11 protein-coding genes are annotated in these 24596 nt (G+C 59.4%); 2 read left to right on the forward strand and 9 right to left on the reverse strand.

Features of this window, described 5'->3' with window-relative positions:
- Window positions 1-130 precede the first annotated feature (130 nt).
- On the forward strand, window positions 131-10711 hold the full coding sequence (locus ACEWMW_RS07850; RefSeq protein WP_409413325.1) for a hypothetical protein: 10581 nt from the start codon (window positions 131-133) through the stop codon (window positions 10709-10711).
- A gap of 48 nt (window positions 10712-10759) precedes the next feature.
- Here ACEWMW_RS07850 and ACEWMW_RS07855 read toward each other — a convergent pair whose 3' ends face one another.
- The gene (locus ACEWMW_RS07855) at window positions 10760-12808 is read right to left on the reverse strand and encodes a sensor histidine kinase (protein WP_409413326.1); all 2049 of its coding nucleotides are present in this window, start codon (window positions 12806-12808) and stop codon (window positions 10760-10762) included.
- A 59-nt stretch (window positions 12809-12867) separates the two neighbouring features.
- Window positions 12868-13494 (reverse strand): LuxR C-terminal-related transcriptional regulator, encoded by a 627-nt coding sequence (locus ACEWMW_RS07860; RefSeq protein ID WP_409413327.1) that lies wholly within the window; start codon window positions 13492-13494, stop codon window positions 12868-12870.
- A 349-nt stretch (window positions 13495-13843) separates the two neighbouring features.
- Between ACEWMW_RS07860 and ACEWMW_RS07865 the strand changes: the two genes are divergently transcribed.
- The gene (locus ACEWMW_RS07865; protein WP_409413328.1) at window positions 13844-15769 is read left to right on the forward strand and encodes a sensor histidine kinase; all 1926 of its coding nucleotides are present in this window, start codon (window positions 13844-13846) and stop codon (window positions 15767-15769) included.
- Between the two features lie 46 nt (window positions 15770-15815).
- On the opposite strand, the gene ACEWMW_RS07870 is transcribed toward ACEWMW_RS07865, so the two are convergent.
- The 7 genes from ACEWMW_RS07870 to ACEWMW_RS07900 form a co-directional block, all read right to left on the reverse strand.
- A complete protein-coding gene (locus tag ACEWMW_RS07870) occupies window positions 15816-16514 on the reverse strand; it encodes a response regulator (RefSeq protein WP_409413329.1) in 699 nt (232 codons plus the stop codon).
- Between the two features lie 71 nt (window positions 16515-16585).
- Window positions 16586-17896: a hypothetical protein gene (locus ACEWMW_RS07875; RefSeq protein ID WP_409413330.1), complete on the reverse strand. Its 1311-nt coding sequence runs from the start codon at window positions 17894-17896 to the stop codon at window positions 16586-16588.
- Window positions 17897-17930: 34 nt separating this feature from the next.
- The gene (locus ACEWMW_RS07880) at window positions 17931-18620 is read right to left on the reverse strand and encodes a DUF1036 domain-containing protein (protein ID WP_409413331.1); all 690 of its coding nucleotides are present in this window, start codon (window positions 18618-18620) and stop codon (window positions 17931-17933) included.
- Window positions 18621-18748: 128 nt separating this feature from the next.
- Window positions 18749-20260, reverse strand: a complete 1512-nt coding sequence (locus ACEWMW_RS07885; protein WP_409413332.1) for a hypothetical protein — start codon at window positions 20258-20260, stop codon at window positions 18749-18751.
- Window positions 20261-20264: 4 nt separating this feature from the next.
- Complete coding sequence (locus tag ACEWMW_RS07890) at window positions 20265-20696, reverse strand: hypothetical protein (protein WP_409413333.1); 432 nt, start codon at window positions 20694-20696, stop codon at window positions 20265-20267.
- A 518-nt stretch (window positions 20697-21214) separates the two neighbouring features.
- Window positions 21215-21994, reverse strand: coding sequence for an SDR family NAD(P)-dependent oxidoreductase (locus ACEWMW_RS07895; RefSeq protein ID WP_409413334.1), 780 nt, complete (start codon window positions 21992-21994; stop codon window positions 21215-21217).
- A gap of 159 nt (window positions 21995-22153) precedes the next feature.
- The gene (locus ACEWMW_RS07900) at window positions 22154-24520 is read right to left on the reverse strand and encodes a TonB-dependent receptor (protein WP_409413335.1); all 2367 of its coding nucleotides are present in this window, start codon (window positions 24518-24520) and stop codon (window positions 22154-22156) included.
- Between the last annotated feature and the right edge of the window lie 76 nt (window positions 24521-24596).

Genomic DNA, 24596 nt, shown 5'->3' on the forward strand with positions numbered 1-24596 from the left:
AGAACTACACATGGGCCAGTCGGACTCGGTAACTCGGACAAATCGGCAAGTTCACGATTCGATCGAAAATCGGAAGAGGAGGGGCTGGCGTCTGCTCACCAGCGCCAGCGCGATGGCTTTTCGCTCAACGGTGGCAGCGGTTCCGTTGCTGGCCTTGACCGCGCCGACTGTGGCGCTGGCGCAAGCGGTTGACGAGTACGAGGTGGGAGACCGAATTACGGATCCGACCAACGGCGATACCCTGATCGTTCGAACGGTCTTCGAAGGAGCGATTCTCACAGCGGATGGCATGCTCGTGCTCACCGATCCCAGCGTCGGCGCAATGGTCCCCGATCCAAACAATGGGTCAGTCTTCGTCGAAGTGACAGCGGTGAACACCAACGCGGGAACCGGACTCGTCGAGCAGGTCACGCTGAGCGATGGGCGCACAATCGATGTTGTCCGCGATGTGAGCGATCAGCTCTACCTGCAAAGCTCTGCCGATCCGCTAGCTGCCTTCTCGCCGTTGGCACCTCCCGACGAGACCAAGAATCAGGTATCCACCACCCGCAATGGGTCGAACGGAAGTGCGGGGGCCGATGGGGTCCTGATCGCACTTCCACCAAATGCACCCGAACCCGGCGGCAATGGTACCACGCGATCTGCCGGCACATTCACATATGATCGCGAGATAGAGGTCGCGCTCAATTTCTCTAATCGCACCGGCATTTTCGTGAGCGGGCGGGGCGGCAATGGAGGTTCGGGCGGTGATGGCCTCTCCGTAGTCGTTGCATCGTTCAACGGGCGCGAAGGTGGCGATGGCGGCAACGGCACCCAAATCACGGTCAACAATGACGGCACCGTCTCTACCGGTAGCTTCAACGGACTCTATGGCATCTACGCGAGAAGTATCGGCGGAAACGGCGGCGATGGCGGTGATGGCAAAGCTAGCGTTTCGATCTCCAATGGAGGCGATGGAGGCGACGGCGGTAATGGCGGCACAGTGACAATCAATAACCGGGCTACCGGCAACGTCACGACTTTTCTCAATAATGCTTTTGGCCTTTATGCGCGCAGCATTGGCGGGCAGGGCGGAGATGGCGGTTCGGCTGACCCTGCATTCTCCTCGGTCGCCGGTTCGGCAGGTTCAGCTGGAAATGGTGGTTCGGTCCGGATCAACAACTTCGGCAAGATCCATACCTTTGGCAATTCTGCACACGGAATTGTCGGCCAATCACTTGGCGGTACAGGCGGAAGCGGCGGTGACGCGAGTGGTATCATCGGTGGCTCAGGCGCAGGTAGCGCTGGCGGCAGAGGCGGATCGGTCGTCCTTGATAATGAAGCCGGCGGATTCATCTACACGGGCGGAAACGACGCGCATGGTATCCTGGCGCAATCGATTGGCGGCGGCGGCGGTGCTGCCGGCTCTGCATCCGGCCTGGTCGCTCTCGGCAACAGTGCTGGCTCGGGCAAAGAAGGCGGCACGGTAACGGTCCGAAACTTTGCGGACGGAACGATCGTCACGGAAGGCGAACGCAGCTTCGGAATGATTGCGCAAAGCGTGGGCGGCGGCGGCGGATCGGCAGGCCTTTCCGGCGGTCTGGTGGCGATTGGAGGCTCGGGCGGATCCGGTGGTATTGGCAAGGCTGCTCGCGCGCAGAATGACGGCCTGATCGTCACATCGGGTGACGGTTCGCATGCCATGGTTGCGCAATCCGTCGGCGGCGGCGGCGGGACCGGTGCGAGTTCGGCGGGGTTTGTTGCGGTCGGAGGTAGCGGTTCTAAAGCCGGCAATGGCGGGACCAGCCGGGTCGACAATACCGGAACTGTCCAGACCAGCGGCGATGGAGCACATGGCGCGCTCGTCCAGTCCATCGGCGGCGGCGGCGGCAATGCCGGGATTACCGGCGGCGCGATTTCGGTGGGCGGCAGTGGCTCGTCCGGCGGTCGTGCCAGCACTGTGACATACGTCAATACAGGGTTGGTTGAGACCAGCGGCCTCGGCGCATTTGGTGTCCTTGCGCAGTCAATCGGCGGCGGCGGCGGCAACGGTGCTGCGTCGGCCGGATTGATTGCGATCGGCGGTTCCAGCTCGGGCGGGGGCCGGGGCGGCGCGGTAAACATAACGCAAGGTGGGACGATCCTGACCACCGGGGACTTTTCGACCGGGATCGTTGCACAGAGCGTGGGTGGCGGTGGCGGTAACGGTGGCCTTGCCGCAGGTGCGTCTGCATTTGTCGGTGTGGCAGTTGGCGGAAAGGGTGGCGGCGGCGGCGACGGCGGAATTGTTACCGTGACCCATGCCACGCAAGACAGAGTGATTGACGGGGTTACCCGCACGCTCCTGCCCGTAGTCCATACCACAGGAAATTTCTCGACCGGCGTCTTCGCGCAAAGCGTAGGTGGCGGCGGCGGCAATGGTGGGGCAGCGATCCAGACGACGCTGGGCCTGTTTGGTTCGGTCTCGGTTGCTGTAGGCGGCAGCGGCGGCAGCGGCGGCAAGGGCGGCACTGTCAACATCCTCGATGAAGGTATCATCCTGACCGATGGCGCATTCTCACACGGCCTCTTCGCGCAAAGCGTTGGCGGCGGCGGCGGCAATGGCGGCAATGCGGTTTCTATCTCCGGTTCATTGGGCGCTGGTGGATCGGCAAGCGTTTCCGTGGGTGTTGGCGGCAGCGGCGGCTCCGGTGGAGATGGCGGTTTGGTCAATATCGATTCCGGCGGGTTTATTGGTACGACGGGCGATTTCTCCCACGGCCTATTCGCACAGAGCGTGGGCGGCGGCGGCGGTAACGGTGGCTTTTCGGTCAGCGCTGCTTTGGCCGTAAGTGATGGTGTTGCGGTTTCGATTCCGGTTGGCGTGGGCGGCTCAGGTGGGTTTGGCGGCGATGGTGACGAAATTGACTCTGATTTCGCGGGCGACATTCGCACTTCCGGATCATTTTCGCATGGTCTGCTGACGCAAAGCGTTGGTGGCGGCGGAGGCAATGGCGGATTCAATGTCTCTGTTGGTGTAGCAGGCGCTGGCGGCGGCGCTGGCGGCGTTGCCATCGGTGTCGGCGGCACAGGTGGCGGCGGCGGCGATGGTGGGATCGTGAATTCCGCACTCGTCGGCAACATCGTTACCGAAGGGGCATTTTCAAACGCCTACCTGGCGCAATCGGTTGGCGGTTCGGGCGGCAATGGTGCTTACAATGTTTCGGGCGGCGTTGCCCTCTCGGGCGGGGCCAGCGGTGCCTTGGCTGTGGGCGTGGGTGGATCTGGCGGAGGTGCTGGTACGGGAAAGATGGTCACTGCGTCAATCGATGGCGACATCACGACGCTGGGTGCGTTTTCCAACGGATTCATCGCCCAATCGATCGGTGGCGGGGGCGGCAATGGCGGCCTTAACGTGTCGGGAACAATCTCTGCTGCTTCAAGCGGTGCGGTTGGCATCTCGGTCGGAATCGGCGGTGCTGGCGGCAAGGGCGGCGCTGGCGGAATTGTTGAAGCAACCGTAAGCGGCGATGTCACGACTTTTGGTGACGGCTCACAGGCTGTGCTGGCGCAATCGCTTGGCGGCGGTGGCGGCAATGGCGCGCTCAATGTCTCGGCGGGCATTACAGCAAGCAGCGCGGGCGGGACGATCGGTATCGGTGTCGGGGGCGCTGGCGGTGAAGGCGGCGCTTCAAAGAAGTCGCAACTGGTCCGCATTGGCAACACTGTCACCATGGGCGATGACGCGACGGCGGTAATCTCGCAGAGTCTCGGTGGCGGCGGCGGCAACGGCGGCGTAAATGTTACAGGCGGCGTGACTCTCAGCACCGGCGCATCGGGGACGATCGGCGTGGGAGTGGGCGGTTTTGGCGGCAAGGGCGGAGGCGCAGAGCTTTCCACATTGACCTTGAATGGCGACACTTACACCAAAGGCGATAATTCCACAGCGGTTATCTCGCAAAGCATCGGCGGCGGTGGCGGCAATGGCGCGCTCAACGTAACCGGATCGATCTCCGCGTCGAGCGGGGGCACGGGCACACTCGGGATCGGCTTAGGCGGATTCGGCGGTAGCGGTGGGATCGGCGGCATCGCGACTGCTGGTGTGGCAGGAACAGTATCGACCACCGGCAAGGAATCGAACGGTATTCTCGTGCAAAGCGTCGGCGGCGGCGGCGGTGCAGGTGGTACCAACATTACTGGCAGCGTAGCGTTTTCGACCACCAGCTCATTCGGCGGCGCATTTGGCCTGGGCGGGTTCGGCGGCAGCGGACAAAGGAGCAATACAGCCCAGCTTTTCCGTATCGGAGATACGTTTACGAGCGGTGCGGAATCCGACGCTATCGTTGTGCAATCGGTCGGTGGCGGCGGTGGCCAAGGCGCGTTGAACATTGCAGGCGGCGTTTCGATAACTGGAAGCGGTGCGTCGATCGGTGCGTCAGTCGGACTCGGCGGGTTCGGCGGAGGAGGCGGGGATGGCGGCTCGGCCTTCGCGAGCATCTCGGGGAATGTCATCGCCTCAGGATTGGCGCTCGATACGTTGATCGCCTTCAGTGACGGCTTGGGCCTGCGCCTTCGTTCAGGCGGTTCTCATGGCATTCTCGTGCAAAGCGTCGGCGGCGGTGGCGGCAACGGGGGCACCAACATTTCCGGTGGAGTCAGTGTCGGAGGAAGCAGCGCCGGCGCGAAATCCCTCGGCATTGGCGTGGGCGGCTTCGGAGGCGGGGGCGGTATTGGCTCGAGCGCAACGCTTCTCACCGACAACGGGCTGATTTCAGGTATTGGCGACTATAAATCGGCTGCGCTTGTACAAAGCGTCGGCGGTGGTGGTGGCGACGGCGGATTCAACATCGCGGGCGGGATCTCCGTCGATGGAACCATTGCCGTCGGTGTGGGCGGAGATGGCGGTGACGGCGGTACGGGCGGTACCGTTGTCGCTATGGTCAACAGCGATTTAAATGCGGCAGGAACAAGTGCATCCGGCTTGCTTGCGCAAAGCATTGGCGGCGGCGGCGGCAATGGCGGCATCAATATTACCGGCGGTATCTCTGCGGGCGGAGCTGGTAAGTTCCCCGCTGTGGCATTTGGTATCGGCGGTTCCGGTGGAACAGGTAGCCGCTCCGGCGCTGTTACCGCAGAAGTAACCGGGAACGTGACGGTCGAAGGTGCGCGCAGTCGCGGTGTCATCGCCCAATCGGTCGGCGGCGGCGGGGGCAACGGCGCTCTCAACGTTGCCGCAGCGGTTGGCACAGCGCGCAATTTCAACCTTGGGATTGCGCTTGGCGGCAGCGGCGGAGCGGGCGCTGATGGCGGCGCTGTTACTGTAACCAGCGATGGCATGATCATGGTCGATGCGTTGGCAGAAACGGGTGTTCCGGACGTTGCCAGCTTTGACAGCGGCTCGGGAATTGGCCTGCTGGCGCAAAGCGTCGGCGGCGGCGGCGGCAACGCGGGGTTCAACGTAGCGGGAGCGGGCACGAACCAGGGCGCTCCGGTATCATTGGCTATCGGCGGGCGCGGCGATAACGGCGGCAAGGGCGGCGATGTACTGGTCGAACGCGGGCTTGCCGACGCAAGTCTGATCCATGTTTTGGGTGACTATTCGACCGGGCTGCTGGCACAATCGCTGGGCGGCGGCGGCGGCAATGCCAACGGTAATCTGCTTATGAACGCCAGCCTGCGCGCGAAGTTTGATGCGCAGATCGGGATTGGCGGCGCGGGTGGTACCGGCGGCGATGGCGGAAACGTCACCGTCACGCATATCGGCGATATCAACGTCGAAGGTGAATTTTCGAACGCATTGATGGCGCAATCGGTCGGCGGCGGTGGCGGCAATGCCGGCTACAATGTCAATGTCTCGCTCGTCGGAAATCGCAAGAATAGCGATGGTCAGGCTGCAGGCACAAAGGCTCTGGACCTGGTTATCGGCGGCGGTCCCGGCGAAGGAAGTGACGGCGGGCTAGTGCTGGTCGACCACAATGGAATTCTGACCACGACGGGTGGCTTTTCAACCGCCCTGCTTGCACAGTCGATCGGCGGAGGCGGCGGCAATGCGGGAACCGCATTCTCGCAAAACTGGAACGATGACAGCGCCATCAGCCTCACTTTCGGCCGGGTTGGCGGAACAGGTGGGGTTGGCGGCGAGGTGAATGTCACCGCTGCTGGTATGATCCATACATCTGGCGACACCAGCCACGGCATTCATGCGCAAAGCATTGGCGGCGGCGGCGGCACCAGCTCCACAACTTCCCTCAACGTGTCCGCTGACCGCGAGAAACAATCGGCCGCAGATAAGGAAAAAACCAAGTCCAGTCTGAATCTCGAATTCGCATTGGGGCTTGAGGGCGGCGTGGGCTCGCGCGCGAGCGGCGTGACCGTCACGAACAGTGCAACCATCATGACCGAGGGTCTCGATGCGCATGGCATTTTCGCCCAATCGATCGGCGGCGGTGGCGGTGCCGGCGGTGCAGCTTTGATCGATACGCGCCAGGAGGTTCTTGAATCTTTCGAGCCTGGCGATTCTGATGATAGCAAAAAAACAGGCATCTCGCTGGCATACCAAGCAGGCGGTAAGGGCGGAACGGGCGCGGAAGGCGGCTCGGTCGATGTCACAAACAATGGCATCATCGTGACCTTGGGCAGCGGTGCCAACGCGATCAAAGCGCAGTCGATTGGCGGCGGCGGCGGCGAAGGCGGGGCGGTATTTAACCTCGCTGCGCCGGGTAAAGACGACAGCTACGGGCTTGAAGTGAGCTCTGGCGGCGATGGCGGAACGGGTGCGCTGGGTGGCAATGTCACTGTCACGAACCTTGGCCAATTGGAAACGCAAGGCGAAATGGCTTCGGCAATCCATGCGCAGTCGATTGGCGGAGGCGGCGGCAACGGCGGGCTTGCTGGCAACATCAACATAGCAAATGCGGACGAAGGCAACACTTCGGTCCTGCTGATCTACAACATCGGCGGAAAAGGCGGGATCGGCGGCGCTGCCGGCAATGTGACTGTCGCAAACGGTTCGATCGACGATGCAACTGCCACCATCTTAACACTGGGCGGGCGCTCTCACGGCATTTTCGCCCAATCGATCGGTGGTGGTGGCGGTAACGGCGGCATGACGCTGTCCGGAAACTACGCATCTGGCACCAACAATGTTCAGCTGGGTCTGTCGATCGGCGGAGACGGCGAAACCGGTGGTGCTGGCGGAGCGGTTACGGTCGATAACTTCGGTGCAATCCAGACCGGTGGAGAAAGCGCTCACGGTGTGTTCGCGCAATCGATTGGCGGTGGTGGCGGCAATGGCGGCCTGTCACTCGTCGGCAGCCTGACTTCTGCCGCTGGATTATTGCCAAACCAGGCGATAATCGCCCTCGGTGGAAACGGTGGACTGGGCAATGATGCTGGCACGGTGACCGTCAACAATGCTGGTACGGTCTTCACTTCAGGCAAGGAAGCCCATGGTATCGTAGCGCAAAGCCTTGGCGGCGGCGGCGGCAATATGAGTGTTGGTATCTCGCTCAGCCAAAACAAGGCCTTCAATTATATCGCAAACACTGTTGGCCTGGCCTTGGGTGGCCGGCCCGGCGAGGGCGGCTTAGGCGGTGAGGTTATCGTCAACCATTCGGGCGACATTACAGTCACAGGTGAAGGTTCCTATGGCGTCGTTGCAGAAAGCATCAATGGCGGCGGTGGTGGCCTGTCCTTTGATATCGATGGCGTTGTAGGATTGGCCGCAGGTGTATTGCCTCCGGGTGTGCTCGATCCCGATGCAGTTGCGGACATCCCTGCGCTGACGATTTTCGGAGGCGCTGCCGGGCAAGGCGATGCCAATGCCGACAAGGTCACTCTGAATCTCACGGGTAATATCACAGCCACCGGCGACAATGGCGCGGCGATTAACCAGCAAAGTGTTGGCGGAGGCGGTGGCCGAATAGTCGCGAGGATCGGTTTTGCCGCGATGGATGCGGCCGACGGAGATCCTCTCGCCGTTGAATCCACACTCGGCGGCATCGATGGCATGGCCAACAACGGTGGCGAGATTGAGAGTCTGCACGTCGGCGATATTGTAGTTACGGGTCTGCGCACCAATGGCCTCTTCCTGCAGTCTATAGGTGGCGGCGGCGGTCGAACCAGCTTGATCTTCACAGGACCTGCCCAACGTTTGGGCGAGCTCTCCTTGGCGCTGGGCGGAACCGGCCAGAGCAATTCGGCTGGCGGTTCGATCAATCATGCGCAAACCGGCTCGATCTTCAGCGGAGGTGATGGCGCTCCAGCTGCCTTGGTGCAAAGTATCGGCGGCGGAGGCGGTCTGATGGCCGTCGGTTTCGAAGCGGAGGGTACAGTCCAGACGACGCAGGAAATTTCTAACGGCCGTCGCGCATTGATGCTTGGCGCACCAACGCCAGTGAATGGCACACTTACCATGGGTGCGGATGGCGGAAGCGGCCTTTCGGGCGGTGACGTTGCTCTGGTCCAGACAGGTGACATCCTGGCCACTGGTTTCCAGTCAAGTGGACTGCTTATCCAATCTATCGGTGCTGGCGGCGGTTATGCCGATATCGGAGGTTTGGATGGAGTGGCCATCACACTCGGCGGCGCGGGTGGTGCGCAAGGTGATGGTGGCAATGTTTCGCTGACTATGAATGGCTCACTTAAATCGGAAGGAGCGGACGCATATGGCATCGTACTCCAGTCGATTGGTGGCGGTGGCGGATTCGTGGCCGGCGCAGGCAGTAATCAAACTAGCACGGATCCGGCCTCCAGTAGTGGAGACGGCGGAGCTGTTTCCCTGGTCCTGAATGGAGACATCGCGACACTCAGCGACGGGGCGCATGCGATTGTCGCTCAAAGCCTCGGCGGCGGCGGCGGTATTGTCGCAGGACGCGTCATAGATTCCGCTGGAGGAGCCGGAGCGGGCGGCGCGATCGAAATTGCGGTCGATGGCGATGCCATGGCTTTAGGCGACGGTGCATCAGCAATCTTCGCACAAAGCGTCGGGACCAACGGGGGTGGCAATATCGCCATTTCAATAGAGTCCGAAGGTATGGCTGTGGGAGGGGCTGGCGGCAACGCAGTGGCGCTGATCGGCGGCGCAAACAACGTTCTCACCAACAACGGTATGCTGACCACGCTTGATGGCATGATCGGCACACCCGTTCTGGGCACGGATGGCAACGACAGCATCATCAACAACGGTGTCCTGCTGGGCAATATCGATCTGGGCGGCGGTGCCAACGCGCTCACCAATTCAAAGATCGGGCAATTCGTATCGTCGCAAACCCTGAATCTAGGCTCGCCGGGCAATACTTTCACCAGTTCCGGCTGGCTTGCTCCTGGAGATCTCGATACGATTGCGCAGACATCGCTGAGCGGCAGTTTTCTTCAGACCAGCACCGGCTCGACCTTTATTGAGCTGGATCTGGCCACTGGCGAATTCGACGCGATCGACGCTACGGGAATGGTCGAGGTCAACGGTTTCGTTGATGTACGCCTTCTCAATCCGACGCAGTTTACGCCCGGCATGCTGACTGCGCAGATATTTACTGGCGACGGAGGAGCGACGTTGGGCGATGTCGACTTGCGGGCCGATTCGTCTGTGGTGTTCAACCTCCTGGGGATCGCTCAGGAAGGTAATGCAGTCGTGGTCAACTATGACCTCACTTACGCGCCACAAGAGGCAATCGGCAATCGGGCGACTCTTGGCGAATATCTCAATCGCGTTCAGACAAATGGTGTTCCGGCGGCGTTACAGCCAACGTACACACAGCTGTTTAACGTCCAGGATGCGGCAGAATATGTCGACTTGCTGACCCAATTGGGCAGCGAGTTCTACGCCGAGCAGAACGCCCATGCCCTTAGCAGTGCGCAACATTTCATCAGCAGGATGATTCATTGCGGATCGCAGTTTGAAGGCAAGTGGGGCCAAGATGCCAAAACTTGCGTATGGGGCGAGCTTGACCTCGCTGATGGCAGTCTCGACCCGCAAGAAGGTATGCCAGGCATCGACAGCGAGGCGGTGCGCCTGTCTGCCGGGCTGATCCGGCAACTTAAAGGTAACTGGAGCCTGGCAGCGGCGCTCAATTATTCCGATCACGACCTGATGGGATATGGTGATCGATGGATTGCCAAGGGCGAAGCTATGCAAGGCGCTTTGGGCGTACGCTATGATATGGGCCGCGCTCAGGTTGGAGCATACGCTTCGATCGGCAGCCATTCCTACGATACAATGCGGCTGTTGCCCGGTTTCGGCGGCGATGCCCAAGGCAGCCGTGATGTCCTGGCGTTCACCGGGCAGGTCACGGGTTCGTACGAGCTCGGCAGAGGCGGGTTCAGTGCCGTGCCATCGCTCGCACTTGGCGCAACGAGTCTAAGCAAAGGCGGCAGCATGGAAGATAGCTCGAGGGTTAACGCTTTGGCGATCGAATCTGCCGGTGGAACCCACGCCTGGGCGATGCCGGGGCTGGGGCTTGCTTACACTGCCGCGATTTCGGATAGCTGGAGCCTGCGACCTTTCGCGAACGCAACGCTGCGTTACCATCTGACTGATCCCCAGGCGGAGGTAAGCGCGCGATTTGCAGCGGATGATAGCGGTGCGGATCCGTTCCTTGCCGTTGCGCCACTTGGTAGAGCGGAGCTTTCGGGTGAAGCCGGGGTGGAGTTCTTCAACAGCAGGGGCATGTCTTTCGGAGCATCCTACCGACTAGGGTCAGCAAGCGATCGTGACGGCGAAGTCATCACGGTCCGTCTGAGCTATCCGTTCTGAGCTGGTTAGGCACGGACGGAACGGCATAAGGTTACATCAAACCAAGGATCAGGCGCGGGGTACCGTGATAAGGAAGGACGTACCCTTGCCAGAGGCAGAGTGGGCTGAGAAATCCAATCCGTTGCTGGCGCAAAGGGACTGGACAATCGCCAAGCCCATCCCCTGACCAGCGCCGGCCTCCGCCCGTTCCCCGTTCGCCAAAGTCTTCTCGAGCTGGCGCGACAACATGCCAATACCGTCATCATGAACTTCCAGGCGGAAACCGCCCGGCCGTGAGCGGCAACCGATCAAGATTTTGTCGGGCTGTGCATGTTCTAAGGCGTTCGACACAAGGTTGCTTACAATTCGCATGAGGGCGACGGGGTCGCACCGTACCTTCGCCGAACAGGGTACGATCCTGATCTGCGTGCCCTTGCTTGCGGCATCATCGCAGAACATCCGGTGAATGTTCTCGATTACCAGGCCGATATGGAATGTCTCGTCCCGTTGGTCGGCTTCGGTGCCTGCTATTCCGGTCGGGGAAAGCGATTCCGCACCTTCGCGTCGTGCTATACTTTCGATGAGCCCCAGTGCCGATTCCAGTTTTTCTCTATCGGAAACCGAGGAAGAGGAACGTCGTGAGAGAGCTTGGCGCAATGCGCCGAGTGGCTGCATTAAATCATGTCCGATTGCCTCGATCTCTTGCCTCGAGTTTTCTGCGTCTTTCCGGGCCTTTTCAAACCGGGCCTTGCTGGCTTCCAGTTCCCGGTCTAGCCGAACCTTCTCTTCAGCTGTGCTCAATTGCTCGCGAAGAGCCCGATCTCTCTCGCGCTGAAGAGCCAGTACCATCAGAAGGATTGCAACCGCAAACAGGAGTGCCTCAGCAAGGAACGCCGCGTGGCCTATCTCCAAGACTTCGCTGCGTTGAAATAGTCCAGGTACAACCTTATTCGATACGTCCATGATCGCGCTTGCAAAGATTACGATTGCGCCAATCAAGACCGGTTTTGCTCCATGCCAGCCCGCACGCGCTGCCTTGATGGCCGCAATCGACTGGATCAGATGCGTCGAGAAGATCAGGACCTGCGTAAACACGCGAGCCCAGGTCCCAAGGCCCAAGGCTATCGGGACTAGATTGACGATGGATAGCCAAATCACGGCGCGTGAAGCGAGGTCGAGACGTGGGAAGTTCTTCGATAGACGGAAGAACTGCCGGATGAACATTGCCAGGAAGATCAGCCCTGCTTGCAGCAGGAAATCCTCGGCAAACGGAATCACAACCCTTTCGGGGATCAGCGGCAGTGTTCCTTCGGCAAGACCAAACAGCAATAGCGCTGCAGCACTGTAGGCAGAATAGGCCAGTGCAAGCCGCCAACCGATGACTTGTCCCATCAGAAGCGCAACCGCCACAATCGCAATCCAGATGCCATTCATGGCCCAGATGCGATTGTCCCGCGCCGCTAGATCCAAGGCAAAGGTTTGAGGAGTGGCAAAAGTTACCGGAGATTGCGAACTGAACCGATGCGGTTGCCAGATGAGTACGTCAGTGGTCTCTCCCGCGCCAAGCTGAAGTAGGCCAGAGATAAAGGGACTACCCGAAACAGCGGTACATTCGCCCGGAAGGCACCTGAACAAAGAGGCGGCCGATCCATCCGCTTTGAGGTAGTAAGCCTTGACTTCGATGGTGCCTTTGGGTCGATTGAAGTTGACGACCCACTCGCCCGGCACATTCGCGGCATTCCTGACGCGAAAATGAAACCAGATATTCGGCCTACCTGATTCGATCGCGTCGTAACCGAGATTGGGCGTTGTCACCGTCGTGAACTGATCCAGGCGGCCTAACAAATCGTGTGCTGTGAGATTTCGCTGGTAGTCGAGCAAGAACCCGGCCTCGCCTCGGGCTGGCATGATCATGAATTCACCGGCTCGCAGCTCGATGACAGGGATGTCTTGCCGGGCCTGATCAAAGCCTGACGCAGACGTTTGCGCGTAGGCGGCACCGATGCTGGCAATCCAGGCGATAGCCAAGACGAATGCAAGTACTGCTTGCCCGAACTGCGCCAGATGCCAATCGCCGGGCTGCGGCGAGCGAATACTCGAGGCCGATGGCGCGCTCATCCTGAGGACCTTAGCTGTCTGGCATGTCCTGTTGAATGGGGTGCGCTACCCAATTGCACCTAGAGTTGCCGATGCTCGTCGAGCAGGCCTTCGCGCAGCGCATATGTCATCAAATCTGAGATCGAATGAACACCAAGCTTGCTCATAAGGCTGGCTCGGTGCTTCTCGACCGTTTTGGCGCTTATGGCGAGCCGCTCGGCAATCGCGGCGTTGCTATTCCCGTCACAGACTAAGGACAGGACTTCACGCTCACGCGCGGTGAGGTTGGGAGTAGATGTTGCCGTGGCAACTATCTCCGCCGCCTGTCTGGAGATGAATTTGCCGCCAGCCAGAATGGTCCGGAGCCCTCCTATCAATTCTCCCGATGGGCCGCTTTTGAGAAACAATCCGTCAATGCCGACATCGAGCCAGTCCGCCAAGAGCCGTGCCGAGGTGAAGCCCGTGAGTACGGCAACCTTTAGATTAGGGAGCCACCGTTTGACTTCGGTGAAGACTTCTATGCCGCGGGCAAATGGCATTGCCGAATCGAGGATTATGAGATCTGGCTTTAGCTGCTTGGCTTTACCAATCGATTCCAGCCCGTTGGCGGCCTCACCGACGACTTCCCAGCCCTCTACCGAGCCGATAGACTCGATCAGACCCTGACGCACAATCTCATGATCATCGCAGATTAGTATGCGTGGCAATCGCCTGTCCCAACTACATTTCAACGAAAATGGCTCTTGGCATAGTCACACCGAGCCACGCTAGAACAAAGTGTAACGTGTACTTTCGGACTAAGTGTACCTGGTTGGACTGTCAGGTTAACTGCATCGACGCGAGTGGTGCTGTCATGTGTGGACGGCTCCGGTTGTGCAATAGAGTGTGTGATGACTCCATGTTGCCAAGGCCAAAAATGACGTAGGTCCCGGCGATTGACGTTCATCGGGTCATGGCGCATCAGGAGCAGCAGACACACCAATGCGGTTTGGGCCCTTCAGGATCTTACTAGCCGTGCTGTTTTGCGCGCTTCAGGCCGCGGCCATCTCTCCTGCCTTGGCGGACGAAAGTCAGGAAACGTCCGCCGCCCAGACCTTGGCACTGGGACAGCAGGACAGGGTCGGCAACGCTACGCCCTATGTCAGCTACTTCATTGATCGACAGGATCAGCTGAATATCGATGATATGATCGAGAACCGCACCGATACTGATTTTGCACCGGTTGGGAGATCTGAGCCCAATTTTGGGTTCGAGAAGTCTCCGATCTGGCTCAAGCTGGAGCTCAAAAACGCGGAAGCTTCACGGTTGGAGCGCATTCTTCTAATGCGGACGAACTTCGTCTCCGAGGTCAACGTGTGGCATGAGCAATCCGGCATGGTCACGGAAGTGCTTGAACAGGAGCTCGCCAGCCCTTTTTCTACCCGCCCGATCGACTACCATCACTTGGCGACGATACTGCAGCTCGAGCCTAAGACGACTAGCACGGTTTGGATCCGTTATCGCACGACAGGCATCACCGCGATGCCGATCGCCGTCGAAACGAATATGAGTTTCACCACGCTATCGAGCCGCGAGATGGCGCGGAATTTCGCCTTTTACGGCGTGATGGTAGTCTTGATATTCGCGAGCTTGCTCGCACTGGTCATCACCCGAGCCGAAATCTTCCTGTGGTACCTGCTCTATTCGGGCTTCGTCACATTCTACATCTTTCATCGTGACGGCTATGCCTTCCAGCTGTTCTGGCGCGATTTCGGCTTGTGGAACAGCTACGCCTCGCTGCCTCTCGCCGGCATGCTGACGATCTTTGCGGCGCAGTTCACCCGCGCCTATCTCGGCACGCGCGAGAACATGCAGCGGCTCGACAAGGTGCTGCTGGCAGTGATCCTTTTCCAGGCGGCAACCATCGCTGCATCGGTGCCGCTCGACGGCGAACCGATCAAGCAGATGATGACCGTCTCGATCCCCATTAGCGCGATGATATTCCTTTGCGCGGGCCTCCTCGGGCTGGCGAAAAAGGGTGTGTCTGTTCTGGCCTTCGTGCTGGGTTGGAGCGGAATTGTGGCAGCGTCTGCCATCACATTCATCGCCCATTGGATCGATCTCGAAGTCACGCGTGCTGCTACGTTAGACACGATGCGCACGGCGATGGTCTTCGACGCTGTAATGATGGGAATTGCGTGCTTTACGGTGGTGATGGAGTGGCGGCGTGAGCGCGAGAAACTGATGCAGGACCGGATCGCGGCTGCCGAGAGAAACGCATCCTTGCGCAGCCGTTTGGACCTGGTTGAACAGCGCTTTGCATCCGCGCAGATTGCGGCAGAGAATTCCAGCAAGCTGGTGGCCAACACGACGCATGACCTGCGCCAGCCGCTATTTGCCTTGCGCTCGTCGGTATTGAAGATGGCCTCCAATCCGAAGCCGGATGCGGGTGAGCTCAACCAGGTTGAAGCTTCGCTCGCCTACATGGAATCGCTGGTTGAGAAAAACCTGCTGCAAGCGATGGAAGGCACAACCAGCCCCGTACCGCAGGAAGCGCGCACACCCGCTCAGCGCGTGCTTGATACCGTGTCGACGATTTTCGCGGAGGATGCGAGAGCGGCTGGAATCGCGCTGCACACTATCCCATCTGAGGCGACGCTTGGTGATGGAACTGCGGAAGTCCTGCGTGTACTCAGCAACTTCGTCAGCAATGCGATTGCCTATTCCGGTGCCAAGACAATCACGATTGCCGCGAAGGAAGGTCCAGATGGCCTCGCCTTTGAAGTTACGGACGATGGCCGCGGCATGGACGAGGCACAGGTTGGATCGTTTTCAGCGCGCAAGCAGCGCGGCGCCGAGGCGGGCGAACAGAACCCGGAGGGCAAAGGGTTGGGTTTGTCGATTGTAGCTGAGTTGGCGGAGAAGTTGGGCGGGAAATGGCGGCTTGAGACTGCGCCAGGCAAAGGTACGAGAGCCTCGCTGCTGGTACCTGCAGCACATTGAGATCTGGAGTAGATGAGCCCAGACGGCCGAGATGCCGGCAAGATCGCTAGGTTGTTTTCGAAGTGTCGAGCAGACCGTCGCGCACGGCGATTGCCAGCAGTCCTGCAGCAGAGTGAACGTCAAGCTTGCGCATCATGTTGGTGCGGTGCTTGTCCACCGTGCTGGCGCTGATGCCCAGACGGTCTGCGATGCGTGCGTTGTTTTTGCCTCGTGCGATACCCATCAAGACTTGAATCTCGCGCCCGGTCAGCGTGTTCGACGTGTCTTCTTCTTCAAGGATGGCGAGCACGGAGCCTGACCTTACTGCTTTGCCTTCCATGATTGGATCGATCGCGGTTCTGACTTGCTCGACGGGATCCGATTTCAGGAAGATTCCCGCGACGCCGGTCTGATCAATCTGGGACATCAACCCACGCCCCGTCAATCCGGTCACGACGATGATCCGGCATTCCGGACACCACCGCTCAATCTCGACCACCGCTTCGAGCCCGCTCAAATGCGGCATGGCGATGTCCGTTATCACCAGATCTGGGTGCAACTGTTTCATCATTGCGATCAATTCCAGCCCGTCGGCTGCTTCACCAACGACTTCGAAACGAGGTTCGTCTGCGAGCAGAGATTTCAGCCCCCGCCGCAAGAAAGGATGGTCATCGGCAATGATGATTCTGACACTCAAACCTGCAAGCACCTCGCCCCAACCGGCACCGCAGCATAGCAATGCCAGAGCGACGATAGGGCCAGTCATTCTATCTGGCGAGTCCTGCGGGCCGCGCCACACCTCAACCCCAATCTTAGCCTACAGGGCTGCGCAGCGGGCTAGATCCAGTTGGGAGCATTGCCTTTCAGGTATTCGTGAAGCGTTGATCCTTCAGCGACTCCCTCCAATGCCTCGGAATAGAGACGGGGGACGGCATCGCATTTCGCCTTCTCAATGGACTGGCTTAGCTGCGCGTTGCGCTCGCGATCGTCACTGACCTCACCGGCGAGGTGATTGCAGATCGATAGTGATTTCAGCAATCGGGATGTTGTCGCGCTCAGTGAGGGTGCGCGGCCTTTCAGCACACTCCTGTCAGCCAGGAAATATGCGACGGGAACATCGACCCGTTGCGCGATTGGGGAGTCCAGGCTCCATCGCCTGGGGACTTGCATGTCATTTTCATCGAGGCCCGGCATACCATCGTGGTTTGTTTCCACTCGAATGTATGTGTCACGCTCGAAGAAATGGAAAACCGTCTCATCCTCGTCGATCGACACATACCCTTGCCGCATGTCCTGCCACGCAGGATCCTTGTCGTCGCCGAAGCTTCTCAGCGCTAAGCCATCGTCTCCCGCTGTGATCGCCAAGCCAAGGGGAGGGCTGATACCAACGTAGACGATCCGGTCGTTATCAACACAATCGACTTTATCGCCTTTCTGGCTGATGGAGCTAAATCCGGCTGTCGCGCTGGGTTGATCCATCTCGCGCGATCCCTGTGCGATGAATTGCAGCGTCACCTGTTCTTGCGGATTCTTGAGCGAGGTAAGCGTATACCGGCGCTGACTTGCGCCCGCGTCGACCGGTCCAACCCGCGCTTGTTTGGCTCCTCTGCCATTATAGGTGATTACCCGGTCTATCCCGCTCGCTCGATTGATGCCGAAATAGCCGCTCGCATCGGGCCCGAAACAGATAGCTTCAGCCTGGGCGTATGCGAGGGCGTGGCCGGAATCTATGAAGTAGCGGCCGGCCCTTGCCTCCTGCGTGACGGGACCGCGTTCTTCCTCGGATAGTACCCGTGTGCACTCAACGCTCGGTATCGCTTCTGATTTTGCGGAAACCGCCGTAGAAAAGCGAGCGGTGTCACCCTTCACATGAAATTCGGTAATGTCAGACGCGTAGCGCACCCCGCTGCCGGTCTGCGTTTCAGGCAGCAGACGCTTGGTCTTGATCCCAAGGTCTCGGCCGGTGGGGAACTCGATCTCGATCACGCCATGCCCGCGTACAGTGAGATATGAAACGCCAAGGATCATGCCGTTGGCGCACCCGTAGATTGTGGGCGCCTCCGGTTGATCTTCCTCGGCCATGGCGGGTGCGGGAAGCGTGCTGAGGATCAGCGCAAAGCTGGCCGTGGTGAATAGTTTCCGTTGCATGTGATAGTCTCCTCAGCCGCGAGCGGGTGCTCGCTCAGCCGTCAAAATCGAAAAAGTTGAGTTTCCCTGGCGTCACCGGAAATTCGACGCCGTAGAGCGTGTTGTCGTCACTACAACGCACCAGATCGGCATTCTTGATACGAAATTCGCGGTCGCGGTCTACGCAGAATGCAGCGCTATTGCCTTCCCAGGCCAGGCCGCCCCCGACCGCCATGAGATAGACAGAACCCTTGTACGGATTGCCATATTCGATGTCGTCGATCAGGCGGATATCCCGGCATTCACCCCGGCGCAAAGCCCACCAGCCAGCACTGCTCCAGTTTTCATCATCGCCGTAAATTCCGTAGTCGTAATAGCCGATCGCAGCATAGATCTCGCGAGTATCTGACTTGTTGCAGAGGCGGATCGCAGTCCTTCCGCCATGATCGTTATAAAACCCGTCATCGTGGACCACGGGAGGCTGGTAAGCGGTCGCATTGTCACCTGGGCCCATCGGGCGCTTGCAGGTTCCGGGGGTCTTGTTGTTGGGCCGCACATGGAGCAGCCCCTTGTTACAGGGTTTGAAAGGCCGTTCGATCCATGTGCAGGCGGACTGATTGTGGCCGCCGCATTTGCCTTTGGCTAACGCTGGCGCGGCGGTGGGACCATGCGTGGCCGGAACACTCAGCATGGTGGCGGCGAGAGCAGCAAGGCTGGCAAACTTGATGACGGTCAATCGGCGCATGAACTCCTCCCGAGAGATGATTCCACGAACAGGAAATATCCTGCTGATGCGATCAGACTACTCGGGCTGGGGTTCGGCCTAAATACTGTGAAAGCACCATTTTGCAGTGCTCGCGGTTCATCCTCCGTTTAGTTTGGAGGCGCGCAATCCTCGGCTCTTGCCATGCCGGCAGCCACCAGCCGGCGGCACCTCTCGTCGAGGCCACTCAGGTCGACCGGCTCCTGAGGCGGGTTGGGCTGCGCGACATCCGTCTTAGGCGTGACTGGTTCAGGTTCCGCTGTGTGAGGGGCCTTGAGCCCATTGTGAGTCTCGCCCAGAGTATATGGCAGCACGGCAGGAACGCGCTGCGGTTCTTGTGTGCTACTCAGCTCGCCAGCCATCCAGTCGTCACAATCGCGAATGGCAATGAGTTCCGTACCTGAGACATCGCTCAGCACGTGCAGGCTGTACGGCACCAAGCGTGCCCCTTGGTCGCCCTGGAAACTGGTCGAGCGATCGACGTCGAAACCATTCTTGCGCACAGCCAGCTCGATCACCTCCGGGTCGAACGAACCGGAAACACGCCCGCTCGAGCTGTAGATATAGATCTCCGGCGTCAGCGTATTGCCTTCCATCCCGATCGCTTCGCCGGCATCGAAGTTGGCCCAGCCGCGCTTCACCCAGCCGCGTGAAGGGTTCTTGTAGGCATAGCTCAATGAAATCGGGACGTCGCACAAGTTCTTGAAGCGCACCCTGAACCAGTCCGGCTCTGGAGGCGGGGGCGGCGGTGGTAGATCGTAATCGGGCGGCGGAGGTGGCAGCTCGTCATAAGGCGGCGGGCCGGCCGGATCGCCATAAGGGTCGTTATACGGATCGGGCTGTGGTTCGTAATAGTCGCGGCCTGGGGCAGGCGACTGGATTTCCTCAGGCGGAGGCGGTCTCTCTGGCTGTTTCACTTCCTGTCCGCGCTCGATCAGGAAATAGGCACGACAATTTGCTCCGCCTTGCCGGTGCGTCGTGTGGAAATGGTAACGAATGTCGCGTTCCTGATAGGTTGGCTTGCTGGACCAGTCGCCGCGACCGAATACCTGGCGATCGTAACCCATTGAATCGTGGGTTAGACCCAAGGCCTTGCTTATGCCTCTGCCGAATTGTCCGACAATGCCAGGTTCCGCCTGTTCATCCTTTCTCAACACGGAACCGTCTCGGTTGGGAACTTCGCCGGATCGACCAGCATAGGCTACCACCAGCTTGACCATGGTACGCGCTGCAGAGGCACCTGTTTCGCCGCCCGCATCGCGCTCAAACATGAGAACCCGCAAAGAAAGTGGCTGTTGCACGCCGCTCCAAACGGAGTTTCTGGCCTTACGGCCGAAGCCTGCTTTGACGCCTTTGAATGTGCCAATACTCTGCCCTTGCACATCGGAGCTTTCCGGCGCGTTGGTTACAACAACGAAGAAGACCTCGTTCGACGGACTAATGATACTATCGCGTTGGATGCTGGTGCATTTGAAACCGCTCAAATAGATAGTCTGGATATATTCGCGCTGCGATTGCGCGCTTGCCGCGTTCGCAAACCCCGTCAGGCAGAGCGCCGCAAGCGCCATTGAAGAGCCGATCGCCCGCAGCCGATAGCGCCAACCTGAACTCGGACGCACCATGCGTCTAGACCGGCCATTTGCGGTGGCGGATGAGCCAGAATGCACCGCTAGCTAGCGCGCCGATTGGTGCAAACATGACAAATCCTTCCAGCATTTCCGCAGTGCTGCGCTCTTTCCCGGCAAACAATACCGGGATCGCGGCAAGCGCACCTGCAAGCAGGAAGTACCAGAGCTTGTCGATCTTTGCGATCTCCGAAGCAATAATCGCCAGCAAGGCGACGGGCGCCGCAAAGACTGCGGCAAAGGCCGCGAACATGGGAATGTATCCGGCCTGGTTCGCCAGATCCCCTATAGCTGTCCGGCCTTCAATCTGCGGGTCACCAATTGATACCAGCGCCCCAACCACGAACAGACCGACAGAAGCGGCCAGACTGGCGACGAAATAGCCAATGACTATCCGCGCCATGTTGCTCGCGGCGGTTTGAAAAGGAGCCATTAGCGTTACCTTCCGCGCTGTGTGGCGAAATGTTACGACGCAGGATCATCTCCAACCATTCCGTAAAGACCCCATTTTCGCGGATTGCTCAATCGGCGCACCCAGCCTCACGGCAATATCAACTCAAATGCGGACGCCAGCCTGATTACGGCTGGCGGTCTCGTCAAAAGAATAGGGACCTCACGAGGCGATTGCTCGCCGACGCGGATGAGCAAGTCTAAGAATCCGTTTAGATAACCCGACTCTTGTCCCGGTGGAATCCGCGCCTGGTGGTAGCAACTCGGTCAAGTCATTGGAGGATTTCGCCTCTATCCACGCGATGTCTACGGCCACGTCCATTCAGATCGCTGTCTAATCGATACGTAGACTTGTAAAGCGAACCTTTCTGTCGCCCCATCTGAATAGCAAAACCCCGTTACCTGTTGGCGCGCTGGGGTATCAAGCTTGGCCAGCTGGAGACGAGTTAGCGTCCGACTGTCTCCACCTGATTTCTGAAGTTCAGCATCACCAGTGTCGCTTCAGACCGAACTGTATCCTCCGTCGATCACCAGTTCGTCGCAGGTCATGAAGCTGGCTGCATCCGAGCACAGAAACACGATCCCGCCGGCGATTTCGTCGGGCGTGCCCATGCGGCCGATCGCGTGGCGTTGGCGCGAACCTGCGGCAGCGGTCTCGGCGTCGGGCGCAAAGCCGAGTTCAACGTAGCGCTCGAAGATCGAATTGAGCAGGCCTGTATCGACGCCGCCGGGGTGCACGCTGTTGACACGGATGTTATAGCCGAGCGCGGAAAACTCCGCGCCCATGCACTTGGTCAGCATCGCAACGGCAGCCTTGCTGGTGCAATAGGCGGCGTTGAAGGCCGCTCCCCGCAAACCGCCGATACTCGACACATTGACGATCGATGCCCCGCTCTTGCGCGCTTCGCCGCCCTTGTGGAACAAGTCCATCAGCGCTTGCGTACCCAGGATAACGCTGTCGACATTGACCGCGTTGACGCGGTGAAACTGTTCGAGCGGGGTTTCCTCGAACTTGGTAACGATCGAGATTCCGGCATTGTTCACCAGCGCATCGAGCCGCCCGTATTCACGTGAGACCAGATCGGCGAGGGTCGCCCAGTCTTCCTGACTGGTCACGTCATGGCGCATGTAGTGATCGCATTCGGCGATTTCGCAGCTTTCGCCTAGATCCGTCGCAACGACTTGCGCGCCCGCAGCCTTCATTGCATGCACGGTAGCCCTGCCGATGCCGCCATTGGCTCCGGTCACGACAGCGACCACATCATTGAGCGCAATTGTCATCGCATACTCCTCCCTCGGTACTCCGTTTCTGATCCAAATTCACACGCCGAGCCATCCCGAATGTGTTGAATTGACGGCTCAAATAGCAAAGGGGCCCGGCTTTCGGCCGAGCCCCCGCTGGTTAAGAATGGTCACCGCGCTTGGCTAGCGCGGTAGCAATCAGAACTCGATCGTTACTTCCGCGCCATAGGTCGTCGGCGCATTGATCGTGCCGAAACTCCACAGGGCGAAAGTCGGTACCGGCGTAGTGCTGCCCGGCTGGACACCAAAGGTAGTGCCCACGTCCAGCACGTGCTGGAAGTAATCTGCACCGGTAAGGTTGCGGCCGAACACCGACACCTTGAAGTTGTCGGCCTTGTAGGAGACCGACGCATTCAGCAGCCCGAAGCTGTCGATCAGCCCCGGATTGACACCGCCTGGCAGTGCCGTGTGCGTGTTGAGCGTGTTGGCGACGATGTAATAGTCGTCCTTCAGCGAATAGTCCGCAGCCAAGATCAGCGCATTGCCGTTGTTTAGCTCATGCTCGTAATTGACGTCGGCCTGCACAGTCCAGCTTGGGGCGCGGCGCAGTTCGAAGTCGGACTTGTCGATCAGTGCCAGCTCTCCGGCGTTGGGGCCGGAAAGCAAAGGTGCCTGGTCGAACCATTCGTCATAGCTGGCATCGAGATAACCGACAGCCAGCCCGAAGGTCAGGCCCTGGGTCGGCATGATGCGAGATTCCAGTTCGAAGCCCTTCAGCGTGGCTGCTGCAGCATTCTGGACAATCGTGACCGTCGCACCGCGCGGATCGGGGAAGACCACGTCTTCCTGCTTGTCCTTGTACTTGGTGTGGAAGAACGAGCCATTGAAGATCAAACGGCGATCAAGCCATTCACTCTTGAAGCCGACTTCCCAGTTCTCAACCGTTTCCGGATTGTATGGGCCAAGCGTCAGGATGTCGTTGCCGCGGCCGTTGAAGCCGCCCGAACGGAAACCTTCCGAGTACGACGCGTAGATCAGCTTGTCGCCGAAATCATAGCTCAAGCCGATCTTCGGAGTGAACTTCTTCCAGGTCTCTTTGCCGGTCGCTGTGCCGCCGCCGGGAATATCGTTGCTAAACGAAGGGTCGGCACGGCGTTCATCGCTGCAGTCGCCATAAGACACGAGATAGGTGCGTGCATCCGGCAAGCCTTGACCGAGTCCGCCGCAGGCGCTTTTCTTGTCGACAAGGTAGCGACCACCGAGCGTGACGGTGAGGTTTTCAACCACCTCCCAATCCAACTGGGCGAAGGCTGCATAGCTCTCGGAAGCCTGCTGGTAGTCGGTGCCGCCAACTTCGCCGCCGAAGAAGAATGTTTGCTGGTTATTGTTGTAATCACTGTCGAAATAGTAAAGTCCGGCAACCAGCTGGGCAGCGCCCAGATCGGCCTGATAGCGCAACTCAGCAGACATTTGGTCGATCTGCTGTGGCCTGATTGTGTTGAACAGGACAGGCGCCGCAGCGTCAAATTCCTGGATCGCAGTCTCATCCGTATCGCGGTAGTTGAATACGGCGTAGAGTTCATGACCGTCAGCGAGTTCATAGCGCGCGTTGGCCGTGATCGCGTGTGTATCGAGGCTGGCCTCCTGATCCAGGGACGTGGTCGGGCGCCGGTGGAAATCTGCGTCGCTCGCTGGTGCACCCAGCCCCGGGCTGCCCGGCGGAAAGCCGAAGAGTTGGTTGACATCGGTCAGCGAAGTGACTGGCCGCGTTGGAGTGCGATCGCGGATATAGTCATAAACGACTGTCAGTTCGCCCCGGTCGCCAAGCTCGAATTCAACCATCGGGCTGATCATCAGCAGATCGTTGTCGCCTTCGCGCTCATTGCGGGTGATATTCTGGAAGTACCCCCCTCCATCGAGTCGTACCGCAGCAATCTTGGCCTTGATCGCACCGCCGGCCATTGCTGGCAGGTTGAGTACGCCCTTGATATCAAACTGGTCGAAGCGACCATAAGTGACGCTCAGTTTGCCGCCGAGTTCGCCCGTAGGGCTGTTGCGTCGCACATGGATAAGCCCGCCGATGGTGTTGCGCCCGAACAGCGTACCTTGCGGGCCGCGCAAGACTTCGATCGTCTCTGCATCGAAGACATTGAGTAGTGCACCTGTCGTTGAGGCGAGATAGACGCCGTCAAGGAACACGCCGACTGGCGGATCGAAGCTCTTCTCCACGTCGTTCAACTGGATACCGCGGATAGAGATGGCCGCGGTGCCATTACCGAGGATCGGATCGACAATCAGGTTCGGCGCGATGCTGCCAAGGTCGAGCAGGTCACGGCTGAACTTTTGTTCGATGAGCTCTTCGTTGAGCGCTGTGACCGCGATGGCCACGTCCTGCACATTCTCGGCACGGCGGTTCGCGGTGACGATAATCTCGCCAAAGCCGCCAGAGCTCTCTGCTTGCTGGTCATCGCTTTGCGCTTCCTGCGCTATCGCCGGAGCGTTGGCCGCGAGCAGCGCCAAGCCGCTGATTGAGCCAAGATACTTTGAAACCGTCCGTTGTGTCATTCTTTCCTCCCACGAAAGGCACGTTGGCCATGGTCGATTTACATTGAAATCGATACAAGAACACGCTTTATATCGA

This window comes from Litorerythrobacter xanthomarinus, from assembly GCF_046254955.1.
In the GTDB taxonomy this organism is placed as follows: Bacteria; Pseudomonadota; Alphaproteobacteria; order Sphingomonadales; family Sphingomonadaceae; genus Qipengyuania_C.

Excerpts from the sequence above, each read along its gene's own strand:
- ACEWMW_RS07855 (WP_409413326.1), bottom strand. The coding sequence starts at position 12,808 with ATGAGCGCGCCATCGGCCTCGAGTATTCGCTCGCCGCAGCCCGGCGAT.
- ACEWMW_RS07870 (WP_409413329.1), bottom strand. The coding sequence starts at position 16,514 with ATGACTGGCCCTATCGTCGCTCTGGCATTGCTATGCTGCGGTGCCGGT.
- ACEWMW_RS07875 (WP_409413330.1), bottom strand. The coding sequence starts at position 17,896 with ATGCAACGGAAACTATTCACCACGGCCAGCTTTGCGCTGATCCTCAGC.
- ACEWMW_RS07880 (WP_409413331.1), bottom strand. The coding sequence starts at position 18,620 with ATGCGCCGATTGACCGTCATCAAGTTTGCCAGCCTTGCTGCTCTCGCC.
- ACEWMW_RS07885 (WP_409413332.1), bottom strand. The coding sequence starts at position 20,260 with ATGGTGCGTCCGAGTTCAGGTTGGCGCTATCGGCTGCGGGCGATCGGC.
- ACEWMW_RS07890 (WP_409413333.1), bottom strand. The coding sequence starts at position 20,696 with ATGGCTCCTTTTCAAACCGCCGCGAGCAACATGGCGCGGATAGTCATT.
- ACEWMW_RS07895 (WP_409413334.1), bottom strand. The coding sequence starts at position 21,994 with ATGACAATTGCGCTCAATGATGTGGTCGCTGTCGTGACCGGAGCCAAT.
- ACEWMW_RS07900 (WP_409413335.1), bottom strand. The coding sequence starts at position 24,520 with ATGACACAACGGACGGTTTCAAAGTATCTTGGCTCAATCAGCGGCTTG.